Below are 23,522 nucleotides of genomic sequence, written 5' to 3' on the forward strand. Positions count from 1 at the left end.
TTTATAAAGCCAGGCTCATTGAATGTTCGGCAGCTTGATAAATGCCAATCTGGCTGAATCAATTTTTCTTGTTGTTTTCCCAGCGCGCCATCAGGTCTTTATTTTTAGCGACCCATGCATCTACAGACTCATTTACAGATTTTCCGTCACGTATGTCGCCATTGATAGCGCGAATATCTGCAATTGGAATAAAGATGCTGGCTACAGCCTCACGAGCTTGAGGGTTTTTTTCCGAGAATCCTTTCTGTGCGATCCAGTAGTAGGATTGCGAAGGTGGAAATACACCTTTGGAGTCGGTCAGGTATTTGACATCAAACTTCATCGACATCCAAGACGGATCCCAGAGCGTAACGGCAATCCATTCCTTGCGGTCAATCGCCGACTTCAGCGCAGCCGTCATAGCCGCCGAGCTACCCTCGATCAACTGCAGCTTCAGATCGTAGTCCTTCACAGCTTTGGTAGCGTCACGCATCAGGCCTGAGCCTGGCTCGATGCCGATGATCTTTCCGCCGAATTTGTCAGCGTTGGCATTAAGCTCTTCAATTGTGTTGGCAGTGACGTATTTGGGTACAGCAATACCTTGGTATAGGCCGTCCGATACAGGGGAAATTCGCTCAAGCTTGTTCTTGCTTTTGTTCCAGTAGTCTTGAGCCAGATAGTTAACCTGGGATACCAACAGCTGAATATCACCCTTGGTCAAAGCGGCATAAGCAATACCCCACTCGGAAAATTCAGTGAGTTTTACAGTGAAGCCCTGATCTTCAAGTGCTTTTTTTGTTATCAATGCCATAGGAGACATGTCTTCCCATGCCATAGTCCCCATCGTGATCGATTTTTCTTCTGCCTGCAGCGGTAGGATGATGGCGGCCATCATCACAAGAGCAATAAACGCTTTCCAGATTGTCTTCATAGTTTTTCCTCAGCGAAGGTAAGTTGATGCCCTGTCAGGCACGCAGCGGGTGTTGTTATGGTTGTTACCGCTAAAGCGATGTTGCTGAAAACTTTTAACGACTGATTGGCAGGCTATTTAATTTCGAATCACTCTCGTCCAGCGCGCCACTCACGTAGCTTCAGATCGGCTTTGGCACCCATACTGAGAAATGGCTGCGGCGGGAGCTTTTTGGGTGCGTCATACTTGGAAAGAATGTCGACTAACACCGACTTCTGATTCATTGCGGCCTCTGCGGCAGCGATGCCTGCGGCACTTGATTTGGATGCGCCCAGGCCGTTGCAGGCACATGCGGAAAACAGACCTGGCTCGATCTCGCCAAACAGTGGGACGCTGTTCCAGGTAAGCGCCATCGGCCCACCCCAGCGGTACTGCATCCTCACGCCGGCAAGGCCTGGAAAGCGGTCTGCAAATTTTCCGTCGTGCACTCGCCCGGCGCTTTGAACATCACCGTCGCTGATTTCCAAGCCTGCGTGGTAGGAGTATCGCGAACGGATCAACAGCCGATCTCCATCTTCGCCGCTGACCCGCCTAACCGTCGTGCCCATTGGCAGTGCCGGGGTAGCAGCCCAATCGCGTTTACCACTCAACCGCTTCGGATCGAAAGGCTCGGTCATCGATGCATAGGTGAAAACATGCAGCAACTGGTTCGGGAACAATCCGAAGCTCTGAGCGTGCCCATTGGTTGCGAGGATGATCCGTTTGGCAGATACCGAACCTGTTTTGGTTTTCAGCAGCCAGCCACCCGACTGCTTCTCAAAAGAAAGTACAGGCGAGTTTTCATACAGCTTGACTGGAGCTTTCAGACTGTCGGCTACTGCCCGGATATAGGCGGCGGGCTGCACCATCACAGTCCCAGGCATGTAGAGGCCAGAGGTGTAAATTTTGCTGCCGGTCACCGCGAAGATACCGTTGGCATCAAGAATTTCGTGAGCCTCACCCAAGCCTGCGAGTTGCTTAGCGTAGGTCTTGATGTGCGCATCACCTTTTTCGCTGATCGCCACGCTGTATCGTCCACAGGGATCAAGAACCTCTCGACCCCAGCCGAGCTCTTGGGCCATGTCAGTGGCGAGGCTTATTGCGGAGCGGTAGAGGGTGATGTCGCGCTTGGCACGCTCGGTCGAAGTATCACCGAAGTCCTCCGAGCTGACTTCATGAGGTAGGTCAATGATGAAACCTGAGTTTCGTCCAGTGGCACCTTCACCCACGAGACCAGCTTCCAGCACTGCAACCTTCAAGTTGCTGTCCAATTGCGACAAGCGTCTGGCTGCAGACAGGCCGGCAAAGCCTGCGCCAATTACAGCGACATCTACTGTCTCGGCGCCGGCTAGCGCTGGTTTTGGGGTGCGGCGAGGCAGCAGGGCGACCCATGCAGACAGGCTATTGTTTTTGGGAAATTTCTTAGCGACGTACATGAGTGCTCTCCATCTCGTCAGGCGAGGTCTGACTCGAACGCGATCAGTGGCTCCAGAGCAGCCTTGAGTGCGCCGAGCTTGTCCTGGCTCAGTCGAGACAGTGGACGGCGAGGTGCGCCTGCGCCGTAGCCTGCGATCTCTGCACCCGCGTAAACGGATTGCACGTAGTCGCCTTGCCAGATGAGCGACATGACCGGCTCCAGTGCGCGCCAGATTTCACGAGCGCGTGCCCAATCCTGTTGCTGAGCAGCCTTGACTACAGCAACGCAGGCTTTGGGGGCCATATTCGCGCCGCCCCAGATCAGGCCAGCGGCGCCGGCAAACAGTGCGTAGGGAACCAGAGGGTCTGCACCGTTCATGGTCGGCAGGCCGGTACGGATCAACGATGCTTGCGCCGCGAGATCGCCGCTGCTGTCTTTAACCGACGCAAAGTTCGGGATCTTGCTCAGTTGTTCAAACAGTGCAGGCGTGACCTCGATCCCGACGGCTTGAGGGACGTTGTAGCCAATGATCGGCAAACCGGCCTCAGACACAGTCGAATAGAAGTTGATGATGTCTTGATCGTCTGTCGGCCCTTCGAAAAAGGGCGGCAGCACCATCACGCCGTCAGCCCCATGTTCAGCAGCATGGCGAGTACGCTCGATGACCTCATCCGCCAGAAGAGCGGAAGTTTGAACGATCACACGAGCCCGACCGCCAATCGCTTTGGCGCCGACTGACACCAATTCCTTCGATTCTTCCTTGCTCAGGTAAACATGCATGCCGGTACCCGAGCTGAGTACAAAGCCATTCACACCTGCAGCGATATAACGCTCGATCAACGCCTCGAAACGGGCGTAGTCAATCTTCCCCTGCGCGTCGAACGGAGTAGTGATTGCCAGGTTGATGCCGGAGAAAGCGAATGCGGACATTGAATCAAACCTCTTCTTCGTCGCCGGACAGATCCAGCCAGATTGTTTTCAGTTGGGTGTACTGATCGTGAGCGTGGATCGAGTTGTCTCGGCCACCGAAGCCTGACTGCTTGAAGCCGCCGAACGGGGTGGTGATGTCACCTTCGCCGAAAGAGTTAACAGTGACCGTCCCAGCCCGGAGCGCTCGTGCAGCACGTACAGCGCGTTTCGCGTTGTCGGTGAAGACAGATGCCGCGAGTCCGTACTCGGTATCGTTGGCGATGGCCACAGCCTCTTTCAGGCTGCTGACTGTGATTACGCTGAGTACAGGGCCAAAGATTTCTTCCTTGGCTGGCCGAGCGTCGTTGCTCGTAACTTCAATGATGGTGGGATGCACGTAGCGACCTTTGCTGGTCTCGCCGCCGTACAGCACTTTGTCGCCGTTACCGAGGTAAGAACTGACTTTGCTGAAGTGCTCAGTCGATACAAGTGGGCCGATACGGTGTTGGGGATCCAGTGGTTCACCGACGTGCCATTCGCTCGCCAGCTTGTAGATCTCCTCCAGCAGAGGTGCTTTGACGGCTTCATGCACGATCAGCCTTGAGATCGCGGAGCAGTTCTCGCCCATGTTCCAGAAGGAGCCGTTGACGATGTGTGAGGCCACGCCTTGGAAATCGCTGATGTCATCCAGAACGATGCAGGGGTTTTTTCCACCCATTTCCAAGGTGACTTCTTTGAGGTTGCTCTCCGAGGAGTACTTCAGGAAGCGACGACCCGTTTCTGTCGAGCCGGTGAAGGAAACGACATCGATATCAGGGTGGCGGCCAATGGGCTCTCCGACCTCTGCGCCGCCCCCGGTAACGACGTTGAAGACGCCGGCTGGAATGCCAGCCTCGACCGCCAGTTGCGCGACTCGCAGAGCGGTCAAGGACGTTTCTTCGGCAGGCTTGACCACCAGCGTGCATCCCGCAGCCAGTGCTGGGCCGATCTTCCAGGCGAGCATCAGAAGCGGGAAGTTCCACGGCAGCACCAAGCCGACGACACCGGCTGGCTCTCGAATCACCAAGGCCATATGCGCGTCAGAAGCCGGAGAAACCTGGTCGTAAATTTTGTCGGCGGATTCGGCATGCCATTTCAGGCAATTGATGGTTTCAGGGACGTCGACAGTGACGCAGTCGAAGATGGTCTTCCCGCTATCAAGGCTCTCCATCACAGCCAGCTCTGCTGAGTTAGCCTCGATAAGGCTCGCGAGCTTCAGCAGTGCTTGCTTGCGAGCTGAAGGGTGCAACTTTGACCAGCGGCCATCATCGAAGGCCTCGCGAGCTGCGACCACGGCACTATTCACGTCCTCAGCGGAGCACGCGGCGATTTCTGCCAACACTTCACCATTGGCAGGATTAACCGTGGTGAAAGTAGCCCCCGAAACTGCCAAACGCTCTTCACCGTTAATCAATGCCTTAGCCGGGAAAACAATAGCCTTGGCAATAGCGAGATATTCTTCATGCGTCTTGAGTTGCGTCATAATATTTTCCCAATCAAATACATTGCATGCTGGACGTTTGGGCGTAATAGGCCGCACGCAGCTACAGAGCTGAATAAGTTGGCAGTGGAACAATAAAGATCGAAGCTGATATCAAAAAACTAAATGCTTTTGATACGGATGCAGCACGCGAAATTTTATTGTTGTGTCCCCAGTCCTTATATAGAAGGGGATTCTCCGCATGGCGAAAGAAAGATGCTTTGAGTCACCCCGACGAGTGCTTCTCAGCTGTCGAGGTGAAGGATAAGGGGGGCAGAGAAATCTAAAAAACGACTTTTATGCGAGTCTACTGATGAGCTGGGCTCATGGTTTCCTGATGCCCATTTCATGGCTGAATTGGTGAAGAAGCCAGTCCCGCAGGGTGCAGCAGCTCGAATCGCGCGCTTTGTCCTCGTTGAAATTCAGATAGTGCAGCGTGTCCTGATGCACCAACTGCTCTTCAACGGGTTTGACGAGCAACCCCTTCTCCAGCAGCGGGGCAACCAGATAATGCCAGCCCAGCGCTACGCCTTGATGACTTAGTGCTAGCTGAATCAATAGGTTGTAGTCGTTGGCGTTGAAGAAGTGCGGGGCGTCGCTGGCACGACCTTTCAAGTCGATGTTGTGGCATGCCAGCCACAGGTTCCAGTCCACATGCTCTGCCACTTGGGAGCGTCCGAAAGGGCTGAGGTTGAGAAGCGCCGCATCACGAAGCTCTTCAATTGAATGAAGCTCTGGATGGGCCTGGAGATATTGGGGTGTGCAGACTGGATAGATCACATCGCACATAAGCGGTTGGCTATGGTAGCCATCGTGGCTCTTCATCAGCTTGCAGATGATCATGTCGGGATGGACACCGCTTTCCATTGTAAGGAAGTTTTGGGTCACCACCAGGTTGAGGTCGATTTCCGGATGCTTCTCGAAAAAATCGGGGAGGCGTGGTGCCAGCCAGAAATTGGCGAAGGCGTGAGAGCAGCACAGCGTTACGACGTGCTTAGCGCTGCTATTGCTGCGAATTCGCTCGGCGACCTGGCCGATACTTGTGAATGAAAGCTGGACGACGTCGTAGAACACCGACCCTGTGGCCGTGAGCTCCACGGCGCGCCCTGCTCGCTTGAAGAGTTCTGTGCCCAGGTGGTCTTCCAGCTCGCGTATTTGGCGACTGATAGCTCCCTGCGTGACGCAAAGGGCTTCCGCTGCACGAGTGAAATTCTGGTACCTGGCGGCTGCAACGAAGGCTTTTACTGCCCGCAAAGACGGGAGTTTGATGAGGTTTTGATCGGGGTCTGTGGGTTTAACCATTACGAGATCTCATCAGTAGCTCATCGAAAATGTCGGTTCTAGAAGCTCTTAGGCTGCTCCTACACTGTTCCCAGAACGGCGGGAGGATGCGTCACGCATCCGCTGCGGCAGAGTATCTGATTTATCCAGCGTGTAGAAGCACGTGAAAAACAGGCTCTGAATGTCCTCTGTGCTGGCGGCTACACCTATTGCAGAATGCTTGACGCTAGGAGTCAAAAATAAGATGCACGCTAAGACCGTGGTATATGACCTGTTAAAACAAAGAAAAGCACAGCACGGCCTTCCAGGTGCCGTTTATTCCGACGCTGAAGTTTATCGTCAGGATCTTGAAAATATCTGGCATCGCGAATGGATCTTTGCTGGCCATACTTTTGAGATTGAGAAAACTGGTCAGTACCTAACGCTGCAAATCGGGGACTACCCTATAGTTGTTATAAGAGGTAAGGACGGTAACATCCGTGCATTTCACAACGCCTGCAGGCACCGTGGCTCGAAGGTTTGCACCGAAGAAAAGGGCAAAGTGGCAAAGCTTGTTTGTCCCTATCATAAATGGACTTTTGAGCTGGATGGCAAGCTCCTTTACGCAGGCAACATGGGCCCTGATTTCAATCCAGCGGATCATGAGCTAACACCCGCTCACTGCGAGGTGGTGCACAGCTATATCTACGTCTGTGTAGCCAAAACCGCTCCCGACTTCGAGAAGTTCAGAAGCGCTGTTTCTCCTTTCATCGGCCCCCATTACCTTGAGGACTGCAAGGTAGCCTTTGAAGCGAACCTTGTGGAAAAAGGCAATTGGAAGCTGGTCTTCGAAAACAACCGTGAGTGTTACCACTGTGATGGTACGCACCCGGAACTGCTTAACTCCTACATCGAGGATCCTTCGGTTCAGGGAGTGGGTGGGCCAGAGAATCCGGAACTGGCGGCGTACTGGGATACGTGTGAAGCGGGTGGATTGGCCAGTCGCTTGATCATGGATCCGGCGGGGCAGTTTCGCATGACCCGCATCCCGCTCACGAACGGCGCGAGTAGCTACACCATGGACGGAAAGCCTGCTGTAGCGAGGCGGCTGGATCGTAGTGGCGTGGATAACGTTGGAGCGTTGCTGTACTTCAACTATCCGTCTACTTGGAACCATTTTTTGGGCGACCACGCGCTCAGCTTCCGTGTCCTGCCGATTGGCCCAGGTGAGACAGTCGTCACCACAAAATGGCTTGTACCGAAAGACGCCCAGGAAGGGGTCGACTACGACATTGAGCGCCTCACAAAGGTGTGGATGGCGACCAATGATCAAGACCGCCGTCTGGTCGAAGGTGCCCAAGTGGGAGTGACATCTCCCGCTTACACTCCAGGGCCATACTCGCCGTTGATCGAGATTGGTGTGTGCCAATTCGTTGATTGGTACACCGAGCTCATGATGGATCGCCTAAAGGACTCGTCGTTGATCGTCACCAGTTGATGCCTGAGCGAACGGAGGGTCGTTACCCTCCGTTCCATGCCAGTTCAAACTCTCAAGGCCGATCATGAGTAACGCTTCCCTTGCAGCTGGCAGATCACAGCGTGCCTCCGAAATGCCCAGCGGACTGCATCGAAAACCTTTCAACATAGGTTTTCTCTTGCTGGAAAATTTTTCGTTAACCTGTTTTTCCCAATCGCTCGACGTCTTGGCCACCGCAAACCTCGTCCGGCCAGGATCAGTGAGAGTGCAGATCTTCAGCCGAACTGAGTCTGAGGTGATGAGTGATCTCGCGATCCCCATCAGGCCTGATACTCCCCTCACAGACATCCGAATCTCGAGTTTGGATTTGATGATTGTCTGCGGTGGTTTGCGCACACCCAGGATGGTTTCTCCTTGGCTCGCCAGTTTGCTGCAGCGGCTTGCACGATTTCCCGTCGCCTTGGGTGGCATTTGGAATGGCGCTTGGTATCTGGGTAAATCGGGCTTGTTGGACGGATACCGTTGCGCGATACATTCCGAGCAACGAGTTGCTTTGGCTGAGCAATCTCCAAATGCCAGCGTGACTCAAGAGATTGCGGTCTGTGATCGAGACCGGCTCACAGCAGCTACTCCTGCTGGGGCGTTTCAAATGATGGTGAGGTGGCTGTCGGCGGCATTCGACGAGGCTCTAGCAGATGGAGTAGTCGCGCTCCTGGATTACGACCAGTCGCGCTTTTCCCAGGTTGTCCCGCTGGAAAAGCAGCCGATCAGTTCCCCTGTGCGAAATGTCGTGATGCTGATGGAGGCCAACCTTGAGGAGCCTCTGGAGCCCACTCAACTCGCTGCTTCAGTTGGCCTGTCCACTCGGCAAATCCAGCGACTGTTCAAGGAAGAACTCAACACCACACCTCAGAAGCATTACCTGCATCTGCGGGTCTCGGCTGCCCAACGTCTTATTCAAAACTCCAAGATGAAGATGGTAGATGTCGCGCTAGCCTGTGGTTTCGTCTCGGCCAGTCACTTCAGCCGTTGCTATCTGGCACTCGTAGGCCATCCTCCGTCGAAAGAGGTCAGGTACGAGGTTTAACCTGAATAATTCGGAGGGTGAACCTGGTGCGAAACGCGCAACGGGCGCTGCTCATCGGCCTCGTCTTCGATGAGCCCACCTCATCACTAGCCGCTCGTAAAACTCGTTATACGCCTTGATTCCCAAGCGGTAACCTCTTCTCAGAGCACGTCCCGCTGAACCACACGATCCGGATGCGCTTTGTCTGCCCATAAGAAATCGAACGATAAAAATGAGGGGTTACCCATGCAGAGATTTCACATAAACCAACGGGGAGTCAGCGGCTGGCTTGCAGGACTGGCTTTGGCCACTATTAGCGTTTTTGCTCAGGCAGCTGAGCCAGTAAAGATCGGCTGGGTTAACTGGGCCGACGCAGAGATTGCCGCGAAGCTTGCCAAGGTCATCTTGGAAAAAGAGGCCAACCAGGAAGTGAAACTGCAGCAGGCAGCCATCACTATCCAGTTTGAAGCGCTCTCGGCTGGCAAAATCGATATCGTGCCAATGGTCTGGCTTCCGACCTCCCACGGCGAACTTTGGAAGAAGTACAAAGACAAGGTTGACGATCTTGGCATCGAATACCAGGGCAAGGTGGGTATTGCAGTGCCGGCGCTCGTGTCGGATGACATCAAAAGCATCAGCGATCTGGCCAAGCCCGGTATGAAAGAAAAATTCGGCAGTCAGTTGCTGACCTCGGAGGTCGGCAACGGCCAGTACAAGCTGGGGCAGCAGGCGATCAAGGAATATGGCCTCGACGGGTGGAAGCTCGTAGCTTCTTCTGAGACGGGCATGATCACAGAAGCAGATCGTAGAACCAAACGTGGCGAGTGGTCGGCGATCAATGCCTGGAGCCCGCACTGGATGTTCGCCAAGCTGACTGGTCTACGCTACCTGGATGACCCCAAAGGCATCTACGGCGGGCCTGAGGACATCCATGTCGTTGCCCGCAAAGGTTTCGCTGAAGAGAATCCCAAAGTCGCCAATTTCTTCCGTCACTACAAACTCAAGCAAGATGATCTGCAGAACATGATGAATGAGGCGAGGGACAAAGGTGTTGATGCAGTGGTCGAGGCGTATTACCAAAAAAACAAAGCAGAATTCGCGGCCATGCTTCAGTGACTCAATCTTTCGGCATTTCCGTGCGATGAAGGTAGGACAGGCCAGCGCCCAGCTGGCCTTTCTGTTTGTCTGCTGATATGAAGCCTGCTCGATCCCATCGCGCTTGTTGTGAATCACTCAACCCTCATTGCTGGTGGCGGTGTTTGAACGTTTGATCCGGATGTCGCGGCCTTCAACAATCCAGGATCACGTCGCTCTCAGGGACTGCAGCACACAAGAGCGCATGCCCCTTTCTGGCCCGAGAAGGTTCGGCAAGGGAGAAGATGTCACCTTCCACCAGAACACACTCACACGTCTGGCATAACCCTGCGCGGCAGTGGGCCGGTATCACCAGGCCTTTCGACTCGGCGAAGCTCAACAAGGGCCCGTCCTGAGGCTGCCACTTGGCCGAGACCCCTGATCGTTTGAAGGTCACATTGAATGGCCCGCTCTGCGGGATCGCTCGCATCTCTACAGCGCTGTCGGGGGTAACGAAACTGTCCATGTACAGGTGTTCTGCAACGCCGGCCTCGGTCGCAGCGGCCAATACCTCTGCCTGGAATCGTTCGGGGCCACAGACGTGAATAGCGGCGTTCATCCGCGCAGCTTCGGCAATCAGCTCAATGATGTCCGGGCGGCTTGTGGCGGCGTTCTTCACCCCAACGGCGTCTCGAGTGACATGCAATGAGGTGGAGCAATGGCTCAGTCGTGAAGTGATGGCTACCACTTCGTCCCAGAGGGCCAGTTCATGGCTGAAGCGAACGCTGTGCACAACCTTCACAGGTTTCTGATACTCGCCGTCTGCGAGTGCTGCCAGCTTGGTGATGGTGGGTGTGATACCGATACCTGCGCTCAAGACGAGAATGGCCGGGCTATCGACATCCAGAGTCTCTGGGCCGAATGGCCCGCTCATGCTTATCAGCCGCCCAACCTCAAGCCCATGAATCGCTTGAGACCCTGCGCCGGCTTCACGCTTGACGGTAATCCTCAAGCGGTCGCCATCCCGTCCCGAGATCGTATAGCGCCGCCACACACCAGAAGTGGTAAGTCCATGGAGAGCGACGTGTTGGCCAGCCTTTATCTGTTCAAGCGAACCCAGCGAGGCGAGTGGATCTTCCAGCCACAGCGAGCGAATACCAGCTGCTTCCTCGATCACCTCAACCAGCCTGGCGGGACGAGGCCAGGAGACCATCGGCGGAGCCTTCGGAACAGTGGTTGCCACCCTCAATTTGGCGGGGAAGCGCTCGTCGGTTGCGGCCACATGATTGCCTGGAAACAGTGTGCCTGCGCGCTCGACCTGCGCGTACACACCGCAATACATGTGTCCGAAGTGGCGATTCAGCTGCGCAGGGGTGTTCATGTCGACATCGCCCGTTTCGGGGTTCACAGAAGTGGCCCTGCAACGTTTGATCGGTCGGATGATGGATAGACAGGCCTCGCCAAACCGAACGCCCCGACCGAGCCAGTCGAACTCCGAGAACGGCTCAGCTTCAATATAGATGTTGCCGCGAAAGCGCATGGGGTCTACCGACACGCCCAACCTCTGCGACAGAACCCTGACCGTCGCAAGGTTGATGATCGACAGCATCGAATCATCGAAGTCCCAATGCCCCAAGCGATCCGCTCGGTGAATGACGGATGCCTGCTCACCAAAACACTCACGCAGACGTGCGCAGTCATTCAATAGATCGTCGCCGTCGTCCGCGTCCCGAGCACGCAGCGTCAATCGACCTGCGTGGTCGCCGGGATGAAAATGCACGAGGTTCTCATTAGTCGTAAGCTGGTGGAATGGCGCTGCATTCTTTGCGACTGCACCTCGAGTGATGCCGGCAGCGCGGTCACCCGGCACGCCTTCCCCGCAGATCAGCAATACGCGATCCAGCGTTTCGCCCTGGAATCCTTTGATGGGATAGCGGTGCAGCGAAACGACGTGGGCCATTGTGAAAATCCTTGGAAGGCACGCTTCATGACGGGCTTGCGCAAGAAGCCAGTCCGAACGGTGCAGGTGCAGTCAGGTATCTGATCCTGGCAAGTTCGTCGGGGCGGCGACAGTCTGCTTGCGTCGAACTGTCGTCGAAATACGACACCTTGACACCAGACGCAAGCGGCTCCCCCGGCTGAGTGCTCAATAGACGGTCAGCCGTTCGCTGAGCACCGGCGACCTCAGCCCTTTGGTGGCGGCACCGCAGCATCGACAGTGGGTGCAGGGGCACTGGCTTGTGGCGTTGCGCGATCGCGTCGGACTTGCTGATGTCGCCGTGAAGCCTGCCGTTTTGCATGAAGTGCCTGAGATGCAGTCACGACGCCGACCGGTTGACCGTTCAAGTCCAGGCGCTGGGCATTTTCCACCATGCTTTTCCAGTACCGGGTTCCCTGGCACCAGGTCGAGATGCCCAGCTTGAGCTGCTCGAGGGTCAGGCCGAGCAGCTCAAGATGTTGTTCAGCGTCCTTGAGAATGCCCTCTTTGAGAGGCACCTTCGGTGCCGGATTGACGGGGAAAGCCTGCGGAAAGTGCTTTTGCAGTGGCCAGATCGCCTCCACTGCCGGGTCCTGATTTCGAGGTTTTGCCGGCGGGGAAGGCTTTCGTTTGGGAGGTATCGCTTTGTCGGTCTTTGCCGGCGCTTTTTCAGCGCGAAGGCGGTCACGTAACTCAGCTAGTTGTTCAAAACCCATCGTTCAATTCACTGCCTGGAGGTTGATTGCGTGGCCCAAGGATATGCCATGCAGCCCTCGGTGGCAGCAGAAACCATAACGCGCCATCGATCTTGTCTGTACGTCGACCATTGTCTGAAGCGGCACGCGAAGAGTTTTGTTGCCTGACAGGTGTTACTAAATAATAATGCAATCCATTCCCATCTGGTCGTCGGGCTTTACTGCTGTGCTATCTGTCTCGCATAACGCTGTTGGCAAGCTGTACGTTGAACACCATTCCTGGCTTCAAACCTGGTTGCGCAGACGCATGGGGTGCCACAGCGATGCGGCAGATGTCACCCAGGACACCTTCGTCAAACTGCTCCGGGCGAGCAACGCCCAGGATATCCGCGAGCCCAGGCAGTACCTGTCGACGGTCGCCAGAGGTTTGATGGTCGACCTGTTCCGGCGCCGCTCTCTGGAACAGGTGTATCTGGACACATTGGCCAGCCTGCCGCCCTCCGAAACACCGAGTCTGGAGCAACAAGCCATCCTGTTTGAAGCCTTGCTTGAGGTCGACCGGATGCTGACAGGGCTCGGCAACAAGGTGCGGCAGGTGTTCATCCTGTCTCAGCTCGATGGGCTGACCTATCGGCAAATCGCCGAGCGGCTCTCGCTTTCGGTTCGAACCGTCAACAACCACATGGCCAAGGCGATGGAGCACTGTTGCCTGATGCAGTTGGAATGGGCCGAATGAGCGACCAACCAGGCGCGGCGCAGCGTGAGGCGATCCGGGAAGCGGCGCGCTGGTACGCGTTGTTGGCCTCGGGTGAAGCGAGTCACACGCAGCGTCAGCAATGGCAGCAGTGGCACGACGTTGCCGATGTGCATCAATGGGCTTGGGCGCGCATGCAGAGCGTCAGCCAGTCGATGGGAAACATGCCACAACGCGTGGCGTCATCAACGCTGCTGGGTGTCTCGCGATCTCGACGTCACGTGCTCTACGGGCTCGCCTGGCTGTGCGGTGCCGGTGCGCTGAGCTCAGGTGTCTGGCGCAGTGATGTGCGCCGGGAATGGATGGCCGACTATCGCAGCGGGGTGGGAGAACGGCGAGCCATCCAGCTGGCAGATGGCACCCGGCTGATGCTCGATACCGACACGTCGGTGGATGTGCAATTCGACGCCCGCCAGCGCTTGTTGACCGTGCGAGGCGGCGAGGTGCTGGTGACGACTGCGGCAGATCCGCAGCGGCGGCCCTTCATGGTTCAGACGCGCCATGGTCGAGTGCTGGCGCTGGGCACCCGCTTTACCGTCAGCGTGGATGACCGTGGCAGCAATGTGGCGGTGCTCGAAAAGGCCGTGCAGTTGACTGTCGGCTCCGGGCCAGGCATCAGACTCGATGCCGGTCAGCAGGCTCGATTCGGGCCCGGCGGCATTGAGCCGATCCGTGCGACCGATGCCAGTGTGGCGGCCTGGGAGCAGGGCAGCCTTATTGCGATCGATGAACCCTTGGCGAGCTTGCTGGAGCGTTTGTCGCGGTATCGCCCGGGTATCCTTCGATGCGACCCGCAAGTGGCTGGAATGAAAGTTTCAGGCGCATTCCCCATCGACAACACTGACCACGCGCTGCTGGCGCTGCAGGCTGCTTTCCCGGTCGAGATCATCAGCCGTACCCGCTACTGGGTGACCGTGGCGGCCCGCACCGCACAGCGCTGAAAAAATAGTGGGCTGCACTTTGCACTTTTTGTGCGCCTCATTCGGCCTACCTCCCGAACGTGATCAACGAGTGTTCTCGGGGAGGGAACCGTGAGTTTTACCCAACGACCGCATACCGCACTGGCCTTGGCCATCCATCTGACGCTGGGAGCGGGTATTGCCTGGCCTGCCTGCTCACTGGCGTCGTCCACCAGCGTCGGTGAAAGTCGCAGCTACAGCATCGCCGCCGGTTCGCTGACCGAAACCTTGAGCCGCTTCGCCAGCGCTTCAGGTGTGGCGCTAAGCTTCGACGCGGCATTGACCCAGGGGCGGCAGTCAGCCGGACTTTTCGGCCAGTACAGCGTTGACGCGGGCTTTGCCGTGTTGCTGGCGGGTAGCGGCCTGCAGGCGCTGCCGCAAGCCAGCGGTGTGTACCTGCTGACGGTGGCCCCGTCCCACGGCGCCATGGAACTGGGCGCCACGTCCGTGTCGGGCTACGTGCTGGGTGAAACGACTGAGGGCACAGGCTCCTACACCACCGGCTCGACCAGCACCGCGACCAAGATGAACCTGTCGATCCGCGAAACACCACAGACCATCAGTGTCGTCACTCGCCAGCGCATGGACGATCAGCATCTGCAGAGCATCTCCGAGGTGTTGAACCAGACGCCGGGCGTCACGATGTCTCAGGATGGCGGCGAGCGTTTCAACATTTACTCGCGCGGCAGCGCCATCAATACGTATCAGTACGACGGCGTCACCACCTACCAGGAAAACCAGACGCGTACCATGCCCAGTACCCTGATGGACATGGCGATCTATGACCGGGTAGAGGTCGTGCGGGGAGCCACCGGCCTGATGACCGGCGCCGGAGACCCCAGCGGCGTCGTCAACGTGATACGCAAACGGCCCACCCGGGATTTTCAGGCTCACGTACAGGGCGGTGTCGGGTCATGGGATTACAAGCGCCTGGAGGCGGATGTCTCCGGCCCATTGACGGACACCGGCAACGTACGCGGGCGCATGGTGGCGGCCAAGCAACTGAACAACACCTTCATGGACTGGTACGAGCAGGATCGCGACATTGTGTACGGGGTGCTCGAAGCTGATCTGAGCGAGGACACCGTTGCGCGTTTCAGTATTGATCATCAGCGCTACCGGCCTACGGGGGCGCAGGGCGTGCCCTTGCTTTACACCAACGGCCAGCAGACTGATTTTTCCCGTTCCACCAGCTCCGGTGCGCGCTGGAACTCGGATCGCTTCGACACCAACAACTACACCCTCGGCATCGAGCACCAGTTGGCCAACGATTGGCAATTGAAGCTGGCAACGACCTACATGGAGGTCGATCGAGACACGCGCACCGGGTTCTACCAGAGCTCGACGGGCGCCTCCTATATCACGCCCGCTAACATCGCGAACATCAGCCAATCCTCCTCAGAAGCCAATCAGCGGCAGAAGGCGGTAGATGTCACGCTACAGGGCCCCTTCGAACTGTTCGGGCAAACCCACGAGCTGATTTTCGGTGGCAACTACCTCGACTACGTCAACCACCATTACGCGCTGACCGGGCCGACCGTGCAGGTGGATTTCGACAATTGGAACAACGAGCTGCCCAAGCCTGACAAAGACACTTTCGCACCATCGCTCGACTACGACGTGGACACCCAGCAAAGCGGTTACTTCGCCGCCACGCGGCTGAATTTCACCGACAGCCTGCACCTGATTCTCGGCGCTCGGGCCAGCAACTACCGTTACCACTACTACTCCAAAAGCATCGCCTCGGGGTACGTGCTGGACTACAGCATGACCGAGCGTGGCGTGGTCACGCCCTACGCCGGCGTGGTCTACGACCTGACGCCTGAGCAGTCGGTCTACGTCAGCTACACCGACATCTTCAAGCCGCAGTCGGGCCAGGATCGCACCGGCAAGGTGCTCGACCCAGTGGTGGGCAAAAACTATGAACTGGGCTGGAAGGGCGCGTTCTACGATGGCCGACTCAACGCCAGCGTGGCGGCTTACCTGATCAAGCGCGACAACGTCGCCGAGCTCGACGCAGGCTTCACGGTGCCCGGCACGGATGACGATGCTTACAAGGCGGTGAGCGGTGCCAAGACCAAAGGTATCGACCTGGAACTGGCCGGTGAGTTGACCCCGGGCTGGCAGTTGCAGACCAGCTTCAGCCATTCTCGCACCGAAGACGCCGACGGTGAGCGGCTGACCACGCAATTGCCGCTCGACACTTTTCGTTTGTGGAGCACCTATGAAATGCCCGGCGAGTGGAATCGCTTGACGGTGGGCGGTGGCGCCAGCTGGAACTCCAGCAATTCGCTGTATTTCAGCCGCTACAACAGCCGCGTGGGGCAGGACGATTACACCGTGGTCAACCTGATGGCGCGTTATCGTCTGACCGATCATCTCTCGACGACGGTGAATCTCAACAATGTGCTGGACGAGAAATATTACGCAGGATTCTCGGGCAGTTACGGGCACTACGGAGCGCCGCGTAATCTGATGATGAACGTGCGGTACGATTTCTGACTCGAGCCCTCGTCAATCATTGCGTCAGCGCTTCATCGGTCATTAGACGTTTCCGACACCAGATCCTGACCACGAATGAACGCCACGACCTCATCCAGCACCGGGCCAGCCCTCGCATCGACGGGTTCATGTCTACGTCAGCGAAGCGATCAAGCTCGCGAGCGCCTATCAGTCCGCCTCGGCAACTGTCGAAGCTGTTTTATGGCCACTCGTCGATCTCACTGCACGACCGGGCAAGCCGCTTTTCCCACAGGTATGCGCGCAGATTCTGCGCCTCACTCGGGAGAACGACATGAGCATCGACAACAATGGGCCACACGCTGCATATCCCGGCCCGGATGAGAAGAAACCTGATACGGGCGAGGGGCATGGCTCGGGTCTGGAACAGGCCCCCTCTGAGCCGAAGCAGGGCACTGGCGGTCGCCCCGCGGATTGGAATCCGCCGCCTGGCAATCCGGGCTCGGATCAGGACTCACAGGTCCCTCGTGAAAACGGCACTGCCAACACCGATGGCAACGTTGATAAGGACCTGGGGTTTGATCCTGACTCGCCCGACGTCAGCGACCCGCAGGTAGATCCGTTGCATCCTGCCAGGACAAGCAACGACCCCGTGTCCCGCGAAGCGGTTCCGGGCAAGGAGAGCGGTGACAAAATGCCCGAGTAGGGCTGGACTGCGATTCTTTTGGCGCATCGCTGGTCAGCGCCACGAAATCAGATGCGTTCGTTTCGTGGCGCGCTGCAAGTCAGTCGGCCTCTTGTACCAGAGTTGTAACTTCCACGGCATCACCTTAATCTGCCCCTTGACTGTCTAGGCCAATGCAAGAGGCGATTCATGCAAGAAGAAAGCTCGATAGACAGCCAGTCAACCACGCAAAGCCGTGCTGCCGAGTCGCATCCATCTTCCGATCTGCATCAGGCAATGCTTGATGCATCACCTGACTGCATCAAGGTGTTGACACCCGAGGGAAGGTTGATCGCGCTCAGCAAGTCGGGGAGTCATGCGCTGGGTTTGAAGCAATCGGAAATCAGCGGTATCGCCTGGATTCCCCGTTTACCCCAGCCAGTCCATGAAATCGCTTATCAGGCGCTGGCAGCGGCAGCCGGTGGAGCTCCCTCACGGTTTTCGGGGTACAGCGAAGGTTCTGGAGTCGTGACATTCTGGGATAATTTGCTAACGCCCGTCCTGGGCCCGAATGGCGATGTCGACTCGATCGTATGCGTTTCGCGGGATGTTACTGAGAAGACACTTCTTGAAAAAAGCTGGAAGATTCACTGGCTCGGGAGCAGATCCTGACCTTTGAAATGCAGCACAGGATCAAGAACGTTTTTACTGTCACGAATGCTCTGGTGATGATCGCCGACAGAGAGGCGCGTGCCGCAGGTGATCCCAGCCAGATCGGCAGGATCATGACCGAGAAGCTCGGTGCGTTGTCCCGAGCGTCTGACGCAGTGCTCACCCGATCCGGTCTCGAAAAACTCGATCTTCACGCCTTGGCCGATTCAGTGCTGCGCCCCTTCGGAGAGCAGTGCCAGGTGGTCGGTGCCGAGCAGTTTCTGGATGTCGAGCTTTCCAATACGTTGGCGTTGTTCCTGCAACGAATCTGCGACCAATTCTGCCAAGCATGGAGCGCTCAGCACGCCAGGAGGCATGATCGAGATCGGCTGGGAAACCGGTGACCAGTGGCTTGAGATCAGATGGCGAGAATCCGGCGGGCCTGTCATCGATGGTCCGCCATCAAAACAGGGGTTTGGCTCGCAGCTGATCGACCGGATCGTCTCATCGGCAGGCGGGGCGGTGGTCAAGACCTGGTACGCGACGGGCCTGCAGTTGGAGCTGAGGTTGCCGTTGTCAAAATGAAGGCTGCATCGGTAGTTGCCTTCTCAAGGCTCAGGATTTTATGCCGTCCATAGCCTACGCTTGTTGCTTGCACGCCGACGCATGGGGCTGCGCGTGTCAGCTTCTCGCGCCGACCGTCATTCATGAACCGGACAATAGCATGAGAGAAAACACCGAAAAGTCATTAAAGATGGCGCTCAAGGCCGTGCTGCTGTCTGCGCAGGATCAGGGCGTCGATCTGGACGTCCTCCGTCAAACGGCTATCGAGTCGATGCTCAACGACATCGTCTATGACTCAAATGACGTTGCACACGCGGTTATTGCCATCGAGAGGGCCGCAGACGCGCTGGCGGTCTCCTGAGCTGCGGTTACTGCGAGCATGTTCAGGAATCAGACGTATCCATTCCTGAGCGTTCTGGACGGGATGTGCATCGTTTTCGGCTGCAGAAAGCGGCTCAGGATCAGGTTCGCATCGACCGTCGTCATCTGAACCGCTGAGGGAAAAAGCCCACCGTAAAACATTTTCTCAATTGGCATATTTTCTTGGATTTACTGCTGAACGAATTCTGTGAACGCTTGGTCAACCGGTTTCAACAGCCCTGATCCGGTGTATGCCATGACCCAGATGCTTAATAACGTCGCCGAAACGTTAAACGAAGACCTGTACCAGAAGACCCGTGCCCAATTGAATGCATTTCTCGAAGAGACCAATGCGTTGCTGGCGGCGGGTGATGCGTTGCATGAAGACCGGACCGCGCAGGCGCGCGAGCGGTTGGCCGAGTTTCTCGAGGGGGCCGAGCTTGAGGTGGCGCTGGACACGCCACTTAGGGCGCAGGTCCCACCGTTGACCCGGGTGATGGAAGACACGCAGAACTTCGTCAAGGCCAACCCCTGGGCCGCCGTTGGAGCGGCGGCGGGCGTGGGGCTGATCATCAGCATGCTGTTCATTCGCGGTCCGCGCTGAAGGCAGGCAAGCGTGATACGCCGTCGAGGCATCACGACGATGCGCAGAAGTGCAGGGGGACGGTTCGCGCCTTGCTTCAGGCAGGTTCACAGTTCTGCCAGAACGGTCGCGTACCCTTATCGCAGAGGTGAATACCTCGAACCTGTGGTGATCAGGAATAAGGGGGATGGCACAGCGTTGGCATTGTGGTCGGCTGTGCACGCAAGTCATGGGGGAACAGGCATGAATGTCGACGAGGAGGCCGTCCGTCAACTCGCGCAACTGATCTGGGAAACCGAAGGCAAGCCTGAAGGGCAGGAGGCCCGGCATTGGGACATGGCGACCAAGCTGGCAGAGTCGGCCGCCATGGCCCCGGTGCGCACGAGCTCGCGGCACAGAGTCGATACATTGTTTCCTGTGCCGGGCAGCGGATCCGGACCAAAAAAGGGCGCGTGATCCTCGTCGAGTGGGCGCTTAGTCCGGTTTGCCCATCCGCCATTCATCATCCTCCAGCCATTCCTGCCAGAGCTTCTGGGCTTCGCGATCCCGCCGAGGCTTGTGTGAGTCAGGTGTAGAGGAGGGCTTGTGTGCTTCGAATGATTGTTGTTCGACGACGTTTGGCGTGTGGGTGCCAAAGATCGCTCTTAAAGCCAAAAACATGAATAACTCCACCCGCGCGGCGCCAATTCAGGGCTGTGCGGAATAGTGCAGGCAGAAAGGTACGATGTCAGACAATGTGACGTTATTATGATATCACTTTGGATCCACCTGCTGCATGCGTATTTCTACGCAGGGGTCTGGCGATACTGCAGGATGTCGCGCAGTTTCAAACCTCGTTCGCCTGCAATTGCTCAAGCAGCGAGCGGGCAAAACCTTCTGAGGCAATGAAATCCATGGCTTGGCGCAATTTCAGGGTTTCTTCCACGCCGAAGGTTTGGTCGAAGATCTGCGACACACGCTCGGACACCTTGCGCGCCTCTTCATACTTCTGCTGGCCCGCCGCGGTCAGCATCACACGGCGGCAGCGGCGGTCGTGGCCGTCCACTTTCAGGTCGACCAGGCCGTCGCGCACCAGCGGTTTTAGGGTGTGACCCAGGGCCGACAGGTCCATGACCAGCGCCTGGGCCAGCTCACGCATCTTCGGCTGGCCGCTGCGGGCGATATGCGACAGCAGCGAATACTGGGTGGCTTTCAGGCCGCATTCGACGAAGGCTTCATCGTAGATCTGCCCCAGGCGCCGGGAGGCCCGGCGTACCGAGCCATTGGCGCAACTGCTGGGCAGCGGGGTGAAGTCTGAACAGGGTTTCAAGGCCGGGTTACTCGCTGGGCGTGGACAGGCCGAATTATGCCTGCCCGGCCAATCTGGACAAGGCTTTTCGGCCAACAGAGCGGCGACACGCTGCCGCAGGTGGCTTCAGGTGAATCGGCCCATCTTCGCCAGCAACATGGCTTTCACCTCAGGCCATTCGTCGTCGATGATGCTGAACCGCACCGAGTTGCGCTTGCGCCCGTCCGGCATGATGCGCTCGTGGCGCACGATGCCTTCCTGTTTCGCGCCGATGCGCAGGATCGCGGCGCGGGATTTTTCGTTGAGCTCGTCGGTGGTGAACTGCACACGCACGCACTGCATTTTTTCAAACGCGTATTGCAGCAGCAGGAATTTCATCTCGGTGTTCAGGCCGGAGCGTTGCACCGACTGGCCCAGCCAGGTGTGGCCGATCTCCAGCTTGCGGTTCTTGCGGTCGATCTTCCAGAAGCGCGTGCTGCCGACGATCCGGCCGGTTTCCCGCTGCACGATGGCAAACGGCATCACGCTGCCTGCCTTGCGACCTGCCAGGGCGGTGGCGATGTAGCCATCGACAGTCTCGGGCCCGGGAATGACCGTGACTTTCATGTTCCACAACTCGCCGTCCGTGGCGGCATTCACCAGATCGGCGCCGTGGAAATCCTGCAGCGGTTGCAACTCGACCGCCTTGCCGCTCAACACCACCTGTTCGCTTTCCATCACTTCAGTGCTCACGCGCAATCATCCCTTGGGTTTGGCATCGGGCAGCGCTGCGCCTTTGGGCCACAGCATCCAGATCTGGCCTTGCTGTTTCATGTTGCCCGCAAGCTCCCCGGCTGCATCGCCGGTGCCCCAGAACATGTCCGCGCGCACTTCGCCGGCGATGGCGCCGCCGGTGTCTTGCGCGGCCACGGGGCGCACCAGTGGCGTGCCGTCCGGGCGCGTCGAAGACAGCCACAGCAGGCTGCCCAGCGGAATCACCTTGCGGTCGATCGCCACGCTGTAGCCGGCGGTCAGTGGCACGTTGAGCGAGCCGCGCGGGCCTTCGTTGCTGTCCGGGCGCAGGGTGAAGAACACGTAGCTGGGGTTGCTGCCGAGCAGTTCATGCACACGGTCCGGGTGGGCGATGGCCCAGTCGCGAATGCGGCCCATGGACACTTCGTCCTTGGTCAGCTGGCCTTGTTCCACCAGCCAGCGGCCCACCGGTTTGTAGGGGTGGCCGTTCTGGTCGGCGTAGGCGATGCGCAGCTGGCGGCCATTTTCCAGTTGCACGCGACCCGAGCCCTGGATCTGCAGGAATTGCAGGTCGATGGGGTTTTCCAGCCAGGCGAGCACCGGCGCGTTGACGCCTTTTTCGCCGATGGTGGCGGCGTCGTCGTAAGGGCGCAGGATACGGCCATCCAGACGGCCGCGCAGGCGTTTACCCTTGAGTTCCGGGTAGATGCTGTCCAGATTGACGATGATCAAGTCATCCGGCACGCCGTAGATCGCCACCGGGTGGGCATCATTGTGCTGCTCGCTGCCCTTGTAGATCGGTTCGTAGTAGCCGGTGATCAGGCCGTTGGCGCCGTGTTCGGCCGAGCGCAGGCTGTAGACCTGCAGTTGATTCTTGAGGAACTCGCGCACCGCCGCCGGGTTGGCGGGTACTTGCGCGGCCATGGTGCAGGTGCTGCCCCAGACCGGATCTTTCGCCAGACGCTTGCAGGCCGAGAACCAGCTGTTGTAGCCGGACATCAGGTCCTGATCGCTCACGGCGGGCAGCTTGTCCCATTCCACGCTGACGTAGGTGGTGGCTTCGGACGGTTTGGTCTTGGGCGCACCGCCGTCACAGGCAGCGAGCAGGGCGATCAGCGGGGCGAGGCAGAACAGAAAGCGGCGCCAGTGCAGGCTAGGGGTCATCACGCGGGGTGTTTCCTGAAAACAAGTGAAGGCGGCTAGCTTGGTGAAACGCGGCGGCGGCGTCAAATCGGTGTCGAGTTTTCCCGACCCGATCTGCGTGCAGGGCAGGGCAATTTCCTCCGATATCGCACTTTTTCCCGGTTTGCGGCTCTATCCATGGCCGGGACGCCGCGAGCCGCGCGGCGTCCAGACTGTTGAAGCTTGTGATAGATGGCCTCTGATTCTTTTGATTTTCGAGTGCGCCGGACGGGGCGCGCCCTGCTGGCGGTGTGCCTGGCGATGCTCTGCGCCGCGGGTTGCACGCGTCAGGACGGTCGCGACATGGCGACCCAGTTCAGCGAAACCCGGCCGCAGGAATTCTTCCAGACCAGCGTTGATCGCATGGCGACCCTGGCCATGCACGACAACCTGGAAAGTTTGTATCTTTTGATGAGCAAGCTGTACCTGCGCAACCCGGCCGAGTGGCGCAAGTCCGGCTTTGTCGATGCGCGGTCTGCCGAACGTAATGTGCGCAACGCCATCGAGCAGCGCACGCCGTTGCCGCAGTTGGGCAACCGGCGCGATCTGGCAGCCTTGAGTTATGCCTTGAGCCCTGAGTTTCTGGGTGATCGGGTCGGTGCATTCATTTATGCGATCGGCAGCATGTTGGTCACCGCCCACGGCGGCAAGCTGGAATTCTTCATGACCGATCAGATCAATCCGAAGTTCGTCAGCAACGCGGCGCGCAACATCGAGAAGGCCACCTGGCTGCTGAGCCAGCGGCAGAATGCCAATGGCGAGCTGATGCTGTTTTCCAACGAGATTTCCGAGGAGGGCAGCAACCTGAGCTTCGCCACCGAGTTCGGCAAGATCGTGGCGCGCCTGGATTTGCTGGCGCAGATGCTCGATGAGCGCTATCGGCGGATCGGGCTCAATTATGCGCAGAGCCTGTTGTTTCTGAATTTCTTGCCGGTGCAGTGAGCATGATTGTGCGGTGAATATGAAATCGCCCCGCCGGCAAGCCGTGCTGCTACGGGGCCG

Annotated in this window: 25 protein-coding genes; 14 read left to right on the forward strand and 11 right to left on the reverse strand. The window is 57.7% G+C overall.

What is annotated here, in order from left to right; genetic code table 11:
* Positions 1-58: 58 nt before the first annotated feature.
* The 5 genes from AC1MEK_RS13570 to AC1MEK_RS13590 all read right to left on the reverse strand — a co-directional run bounded on the left by AC1MEK_RS13570 (position 59) and on the right by AC1MEK_RS13590 (position 6,075).
* Positions 59-910 carry a glycine betaine ABC transporter substrate-binding protein gene (locus AC1MEK_RS13570; protein ID WP_480396797.1) on the reverse strand — a complete coding sequence of 284 codons (852 nt, stop codon included), beginning with the start codon at positions 908-910 and terminating at the stop codon, positions 59-61.
* A 128-nt stretch (positions 911-1,038) separates the two neighbouring features.
* Positions 1,039-2,364, reverse strand: a complete 1,326-nt coding sequence (locus AC1MEK_RS13575) for an NAD(P)/FAD-dependent oxidoreductase (protein WP_480396798.1) — start codon at positions 2,362-2,364, stop codon at positions 1,039-1,041.
* A 17-nt stretch (positions 2,365-2,381) separates the two neighbouring features.
* A complete protein-coding gene (locus tag AC1MEK_RS13580) occupies positions 2,382-3,275 on the reverse strand; it encodes a dihydrodipicolinate synthase family protein (RefSeq protein WP_480396799.1) in 894 nt (297 codons plus the stop codon).
* Positions 3,276-3,279: 4 nt separating this feature from the next.
* Positions 3,280-4,776 (reverse strand): aldehyde dehydrogenase, encoded by a 1,497-nt coding sequence (locus AC1MEK_RS13585; protein WP_480396800.1) that lies wholly within the window; start codon positions 4,774-4,776, stop codon positions 3,280-3,282.
* A gap of 321 nt (positions 4,777-5,097) precedes the next feature.
* A complete protein-coding gene (locus AC1MEK_RS13590) occupies positions 5,098-6,075 on the reverse strand; it encodes a LysR substrate-binding domain-containing protein (RefSeq protein WP_480396801.1) in 978 nt (325 codons plus the stop codon).
* Between the two features lie 223 nt (positions 6,076-6,298).
* Between AC1MEK_RS13590 and AC1MEK_RS13595 the strand changes: the two genes are divergently transcribed.
* The 3 genes from AC1MEK_RS13595 to AC1MEK_RS13605 all read left to right on the forward strand — a co-directional run bounded on the left by AC1MEK_RS13595 (position 6,299) and on the right by AC1MEK_RS13605 (position 9,692).
* The gene (locus AC1MEK_RS13595; protein WP_480396802.1) at positions 6,299-7,531 is read left to right on the forward strand and encodes an aromatic ring-hydroxylating oxygenase subunit alpha; all 1,233 of its coding nucleotides are present in this window, start codon (positions 6,299-6,301) and stop codon (positions 7,529-7,531) included.
* Positions 7,532-7,595: 64 nt separating this feature from the next.
* Complete coding sequence (locus AC1MEK_RS13600) at positions 7,596-8,597, forward strand: GlxA family transcriptional regulator (protein WP_480396803.1); 1,002 nt, start codon at positions 7,596-7,598, stop codon at positions 8,595-8,597.
* Positions 8,598-8,822: 225 nt separating this feature from the next.
* Positions 8,823-9,692: a glycine betaine ABC transporter substrate-binding protein gene (locus AC1MEK_RS13605; RefSeq protein WP_480396804.1), complete on the forward strand. Its 870-nt coding sequence runs from the start codon at positions 8,823-8,825 to the stop codon at positions 9,690-9,692.
* Positions 9,693-9,864: 172 nt separating this feature from the next.
* Here the strand turns inward: AC1MEK_RS13605 and AC1MEK_RS13610 are convergent, their stop codons facing one another.
* Both AC1MEK_RS13610 and AC1MEK_RS13615 read right to left on the reverse strand, forming a co-directional pair.
* Positions 9,865-11,610 (reverse strand): MOSC domain-containing protein, encoded by a 1,746-nt coding sequence (locus tag AC1MEK_RS13610; RefSeq protein ID WP_480396805.1) that lies wholly within the window; start codon positions 11,608-11,610, stop codon positions 9,865-9,867.
* A gap of 224 nt (positions 11,611-11,834) precedes the next feature.
* Complete coding sequence (locus AC1MEK_RS13615) at positions 11,835-12,344, reverse strand: ProQ/FinO family protein (RefSeq protein ID WP_480396806.1); 510 nt, start codon at positions 12,342-12,344, stop codon at positions 11,835-11,837.
* Positions 12,345-12,510: 166 nt separating this feature from the next.
* On the opposite strand from AC1MEK_RS13615, the gene AC1MEK_RS13620 reads away from it, so the two are divergent.
* The 10 genes from AC1MEK_RS13620 (at position 12,511) to AC1MEK_RS13665 (ending at position 19,774) form a co-directional block, all read left to right on the forward strand.
* Positions 12,511-13,059: a sigma-70 family RNA polymerase sigma factor gene (locus AC1MEK_RS13620; protein ID WP_480396807.1), complete on the forward strand. Its 549-nt coding sequence runs from the start codon at positions 12,511-12,513 to the stop codon at positions 13,057-13,059.
* Positions 13,056-14,018 (forward strand): FecR domain-containing protein, encoded by a 963-nt coding sequence (locus AC1MEK_RS13625; protein ID WP_480396808.1) that lies wholly within the window; start codon positions 13,056-13,058, stop codon positions 14,016-14,018. Before AC1MEK_RS13620 ends, AC1MEK_RS13625 begins: the two co-directional genes overlap by 4 nt.
* 90 nt (positions 14,019-14,108) lie before the next feature.
* Positions 14,109-16,538: a TonB-dependent siderophore receptor gene (locus AC1MEK_RS13630; RefSeq protein WP_480396809.1), complete on the forward strand. Its 2,430-nt coding sequence runs from the start codon at positions 14,109-14,111 to the stop codon at positions 16,536-16,538.
* A gap of 292 nt (positions 16,539-16,830) precedes the next feature.
* A complete protein-coding gene (locus AC1MEK_RS13635) occupies positions 16,831-17,202 on the forward strand; it encodes a DUF6021 family protein (RefSeq protein ID WP_480396810.1) in 372 nt (123 codons plus the stop codon).
* A 168-nt stretch (positions 17,203-17,370) separates the two neighbouring features.
* Positions 17,371-17,832, forward strand: coding sequence for a PAS domain-containing protein (locus AC1MEK_RS13640; RefSeq protein ID WP_480396811.1), 462 nt, complete (start codon positions 17,371-17,373; stop codon positions 17,830-17,832).
* Positions 17,833-17,840: 8 nt separating this feature from the next.
* Positions 17,841-18,215, forward strand: coding sequence for an HWE histidine kinase domain-containing protein (locus AC1MEK_RS13645; RefSeq protein ID WP_480396812.1), 375 nt, complete (start codon positions 17,841-17,843; stop codon positions 18,213-18,215).
* Positions 18,187-18,396: a hypothetical protein gene (locus tag AC1MEK_RS13650; protein ID WP_480396813.1), complete on the forward strand. Its 210-nt coding sequence runs from the start codon at positions 18,187-18,189 to the stop codon at positions 18,394-18,396. The genes AC1MEK_RS13645 and AC1MEK_RS13650 overlap by 29 nt, the downstream gene beginning before the upstream one ends.
* Before the next feature lie 139 nt (positions 18,397-18,535).
* A complete protein-coding gene (locus tag AC1MEK_RS13655; RefSeq protein WP_480396814.1) occupies positions 18,536-18,736 on the forward strand; it encodes a hypothetical protein in 201 nt (66 codons plus the stop codon).
* Between the two features lie 255 nt (positions 18,737-18,991).
* Positions 18,992-19,339, forward strand: coding sequence for a glycine zipper domain-containing protein (locus tag AC1MEK_RS13660; protein WP_480396815.1), 348 nt, complete (start codon positions 18,992-18,994; stop codon positions 19,337-19,339).
* A 222-nt stretch (positions 19,340-19,561) separates the two neighbouring features.
* Entirely contained in the window at positions 19,562-19,774 is a 213-nt protein-coding gene (locus AC1MEK_RS13665; RefSeq protein WP_480396816.1) for a DUF2934 domain-containing protein, read from the forward strand.
* Between the two features lie 18 nt (positions 19,775-19,792).
* Here AC1MEK_RS13665 and AC1MEK_RS13670 read toward each other — a convergent pair whose 3' ends face one another.
* The 4 genes from AC1MEK_RS13670 to mltA all read right to left on the reverse strand — a co-directional run bounded on the left by AC1MEK_RS13670 (position 19,793) and on the right by mltA (position 22,502).
* Positions 19,793-19,978: a hypothetical protein gene (locus AC1MEK_RS13670; RefSeq protein WP_480396817.1), complete on the reverse strand. Its 186-nt coding sequence runs from the start codon at positions 19,976-19,978 to the stop codon at positions 19,793-19,795.
* Positions 19,979-20,144: 166 nt separating this feature from the next.
* A complete protein-coding gene (locus AC1MEK_RS13675; RefSeq protein WP_480396818.1) occupies positions 20,145-20,627 on the reverse strand; it encodes a MarR family winged helix-turn-helix transcriptional regulator in 483 nt (160 codons plus the stop codon).
* 105 nt (positions 20,628-20,732) lie between these two features.
* Complete coding sequence (locus AC1MEK_RS13680; protein ID WP_480397023.1) at positions 20,733-21,323, reverse strand: GNAT family N-acetyltransferase; 591 nt, start codon at positions 21,321-21,323, stop codon at positions 20,733-20,735.
* Positions 21,324-21,344: 21 nt separating this feature from the next.
* Positions 21,345-22,502 (reverse strand): murein transglycosylase A, encoded by a 1,158-nt coding sequence (gene mltA, locus AC1MEK_RS13685; RefSeq protein ID WP_480397024.1) that lies wholly within the window; start codon positions 22,500-22,502, stop codon positions 21,345-21,347.
* Positions 22,503-22,781: 279 nt separating this feature from the next.
* Here mltA and AC1MEK_RS13690 point away from each other — a divergent pair, with 279 nt between their 5' ends.
* Positions 22,782-23,462, forward strand: coding sequence for a hypothetical protein (locus AC1MEK_RS13690; RefSeq protein ID WP_480397025.1), 681 nt, complete (start codon positions 22,782-22,784; stop codon positions 23,460-23,462).
* The last annotated feature ends 60 nt before the right edge of the window (positions 23,463-23,522 follow it).

This window comes from Pseudomonas sp. 2, from assembly GCF_056627435.1.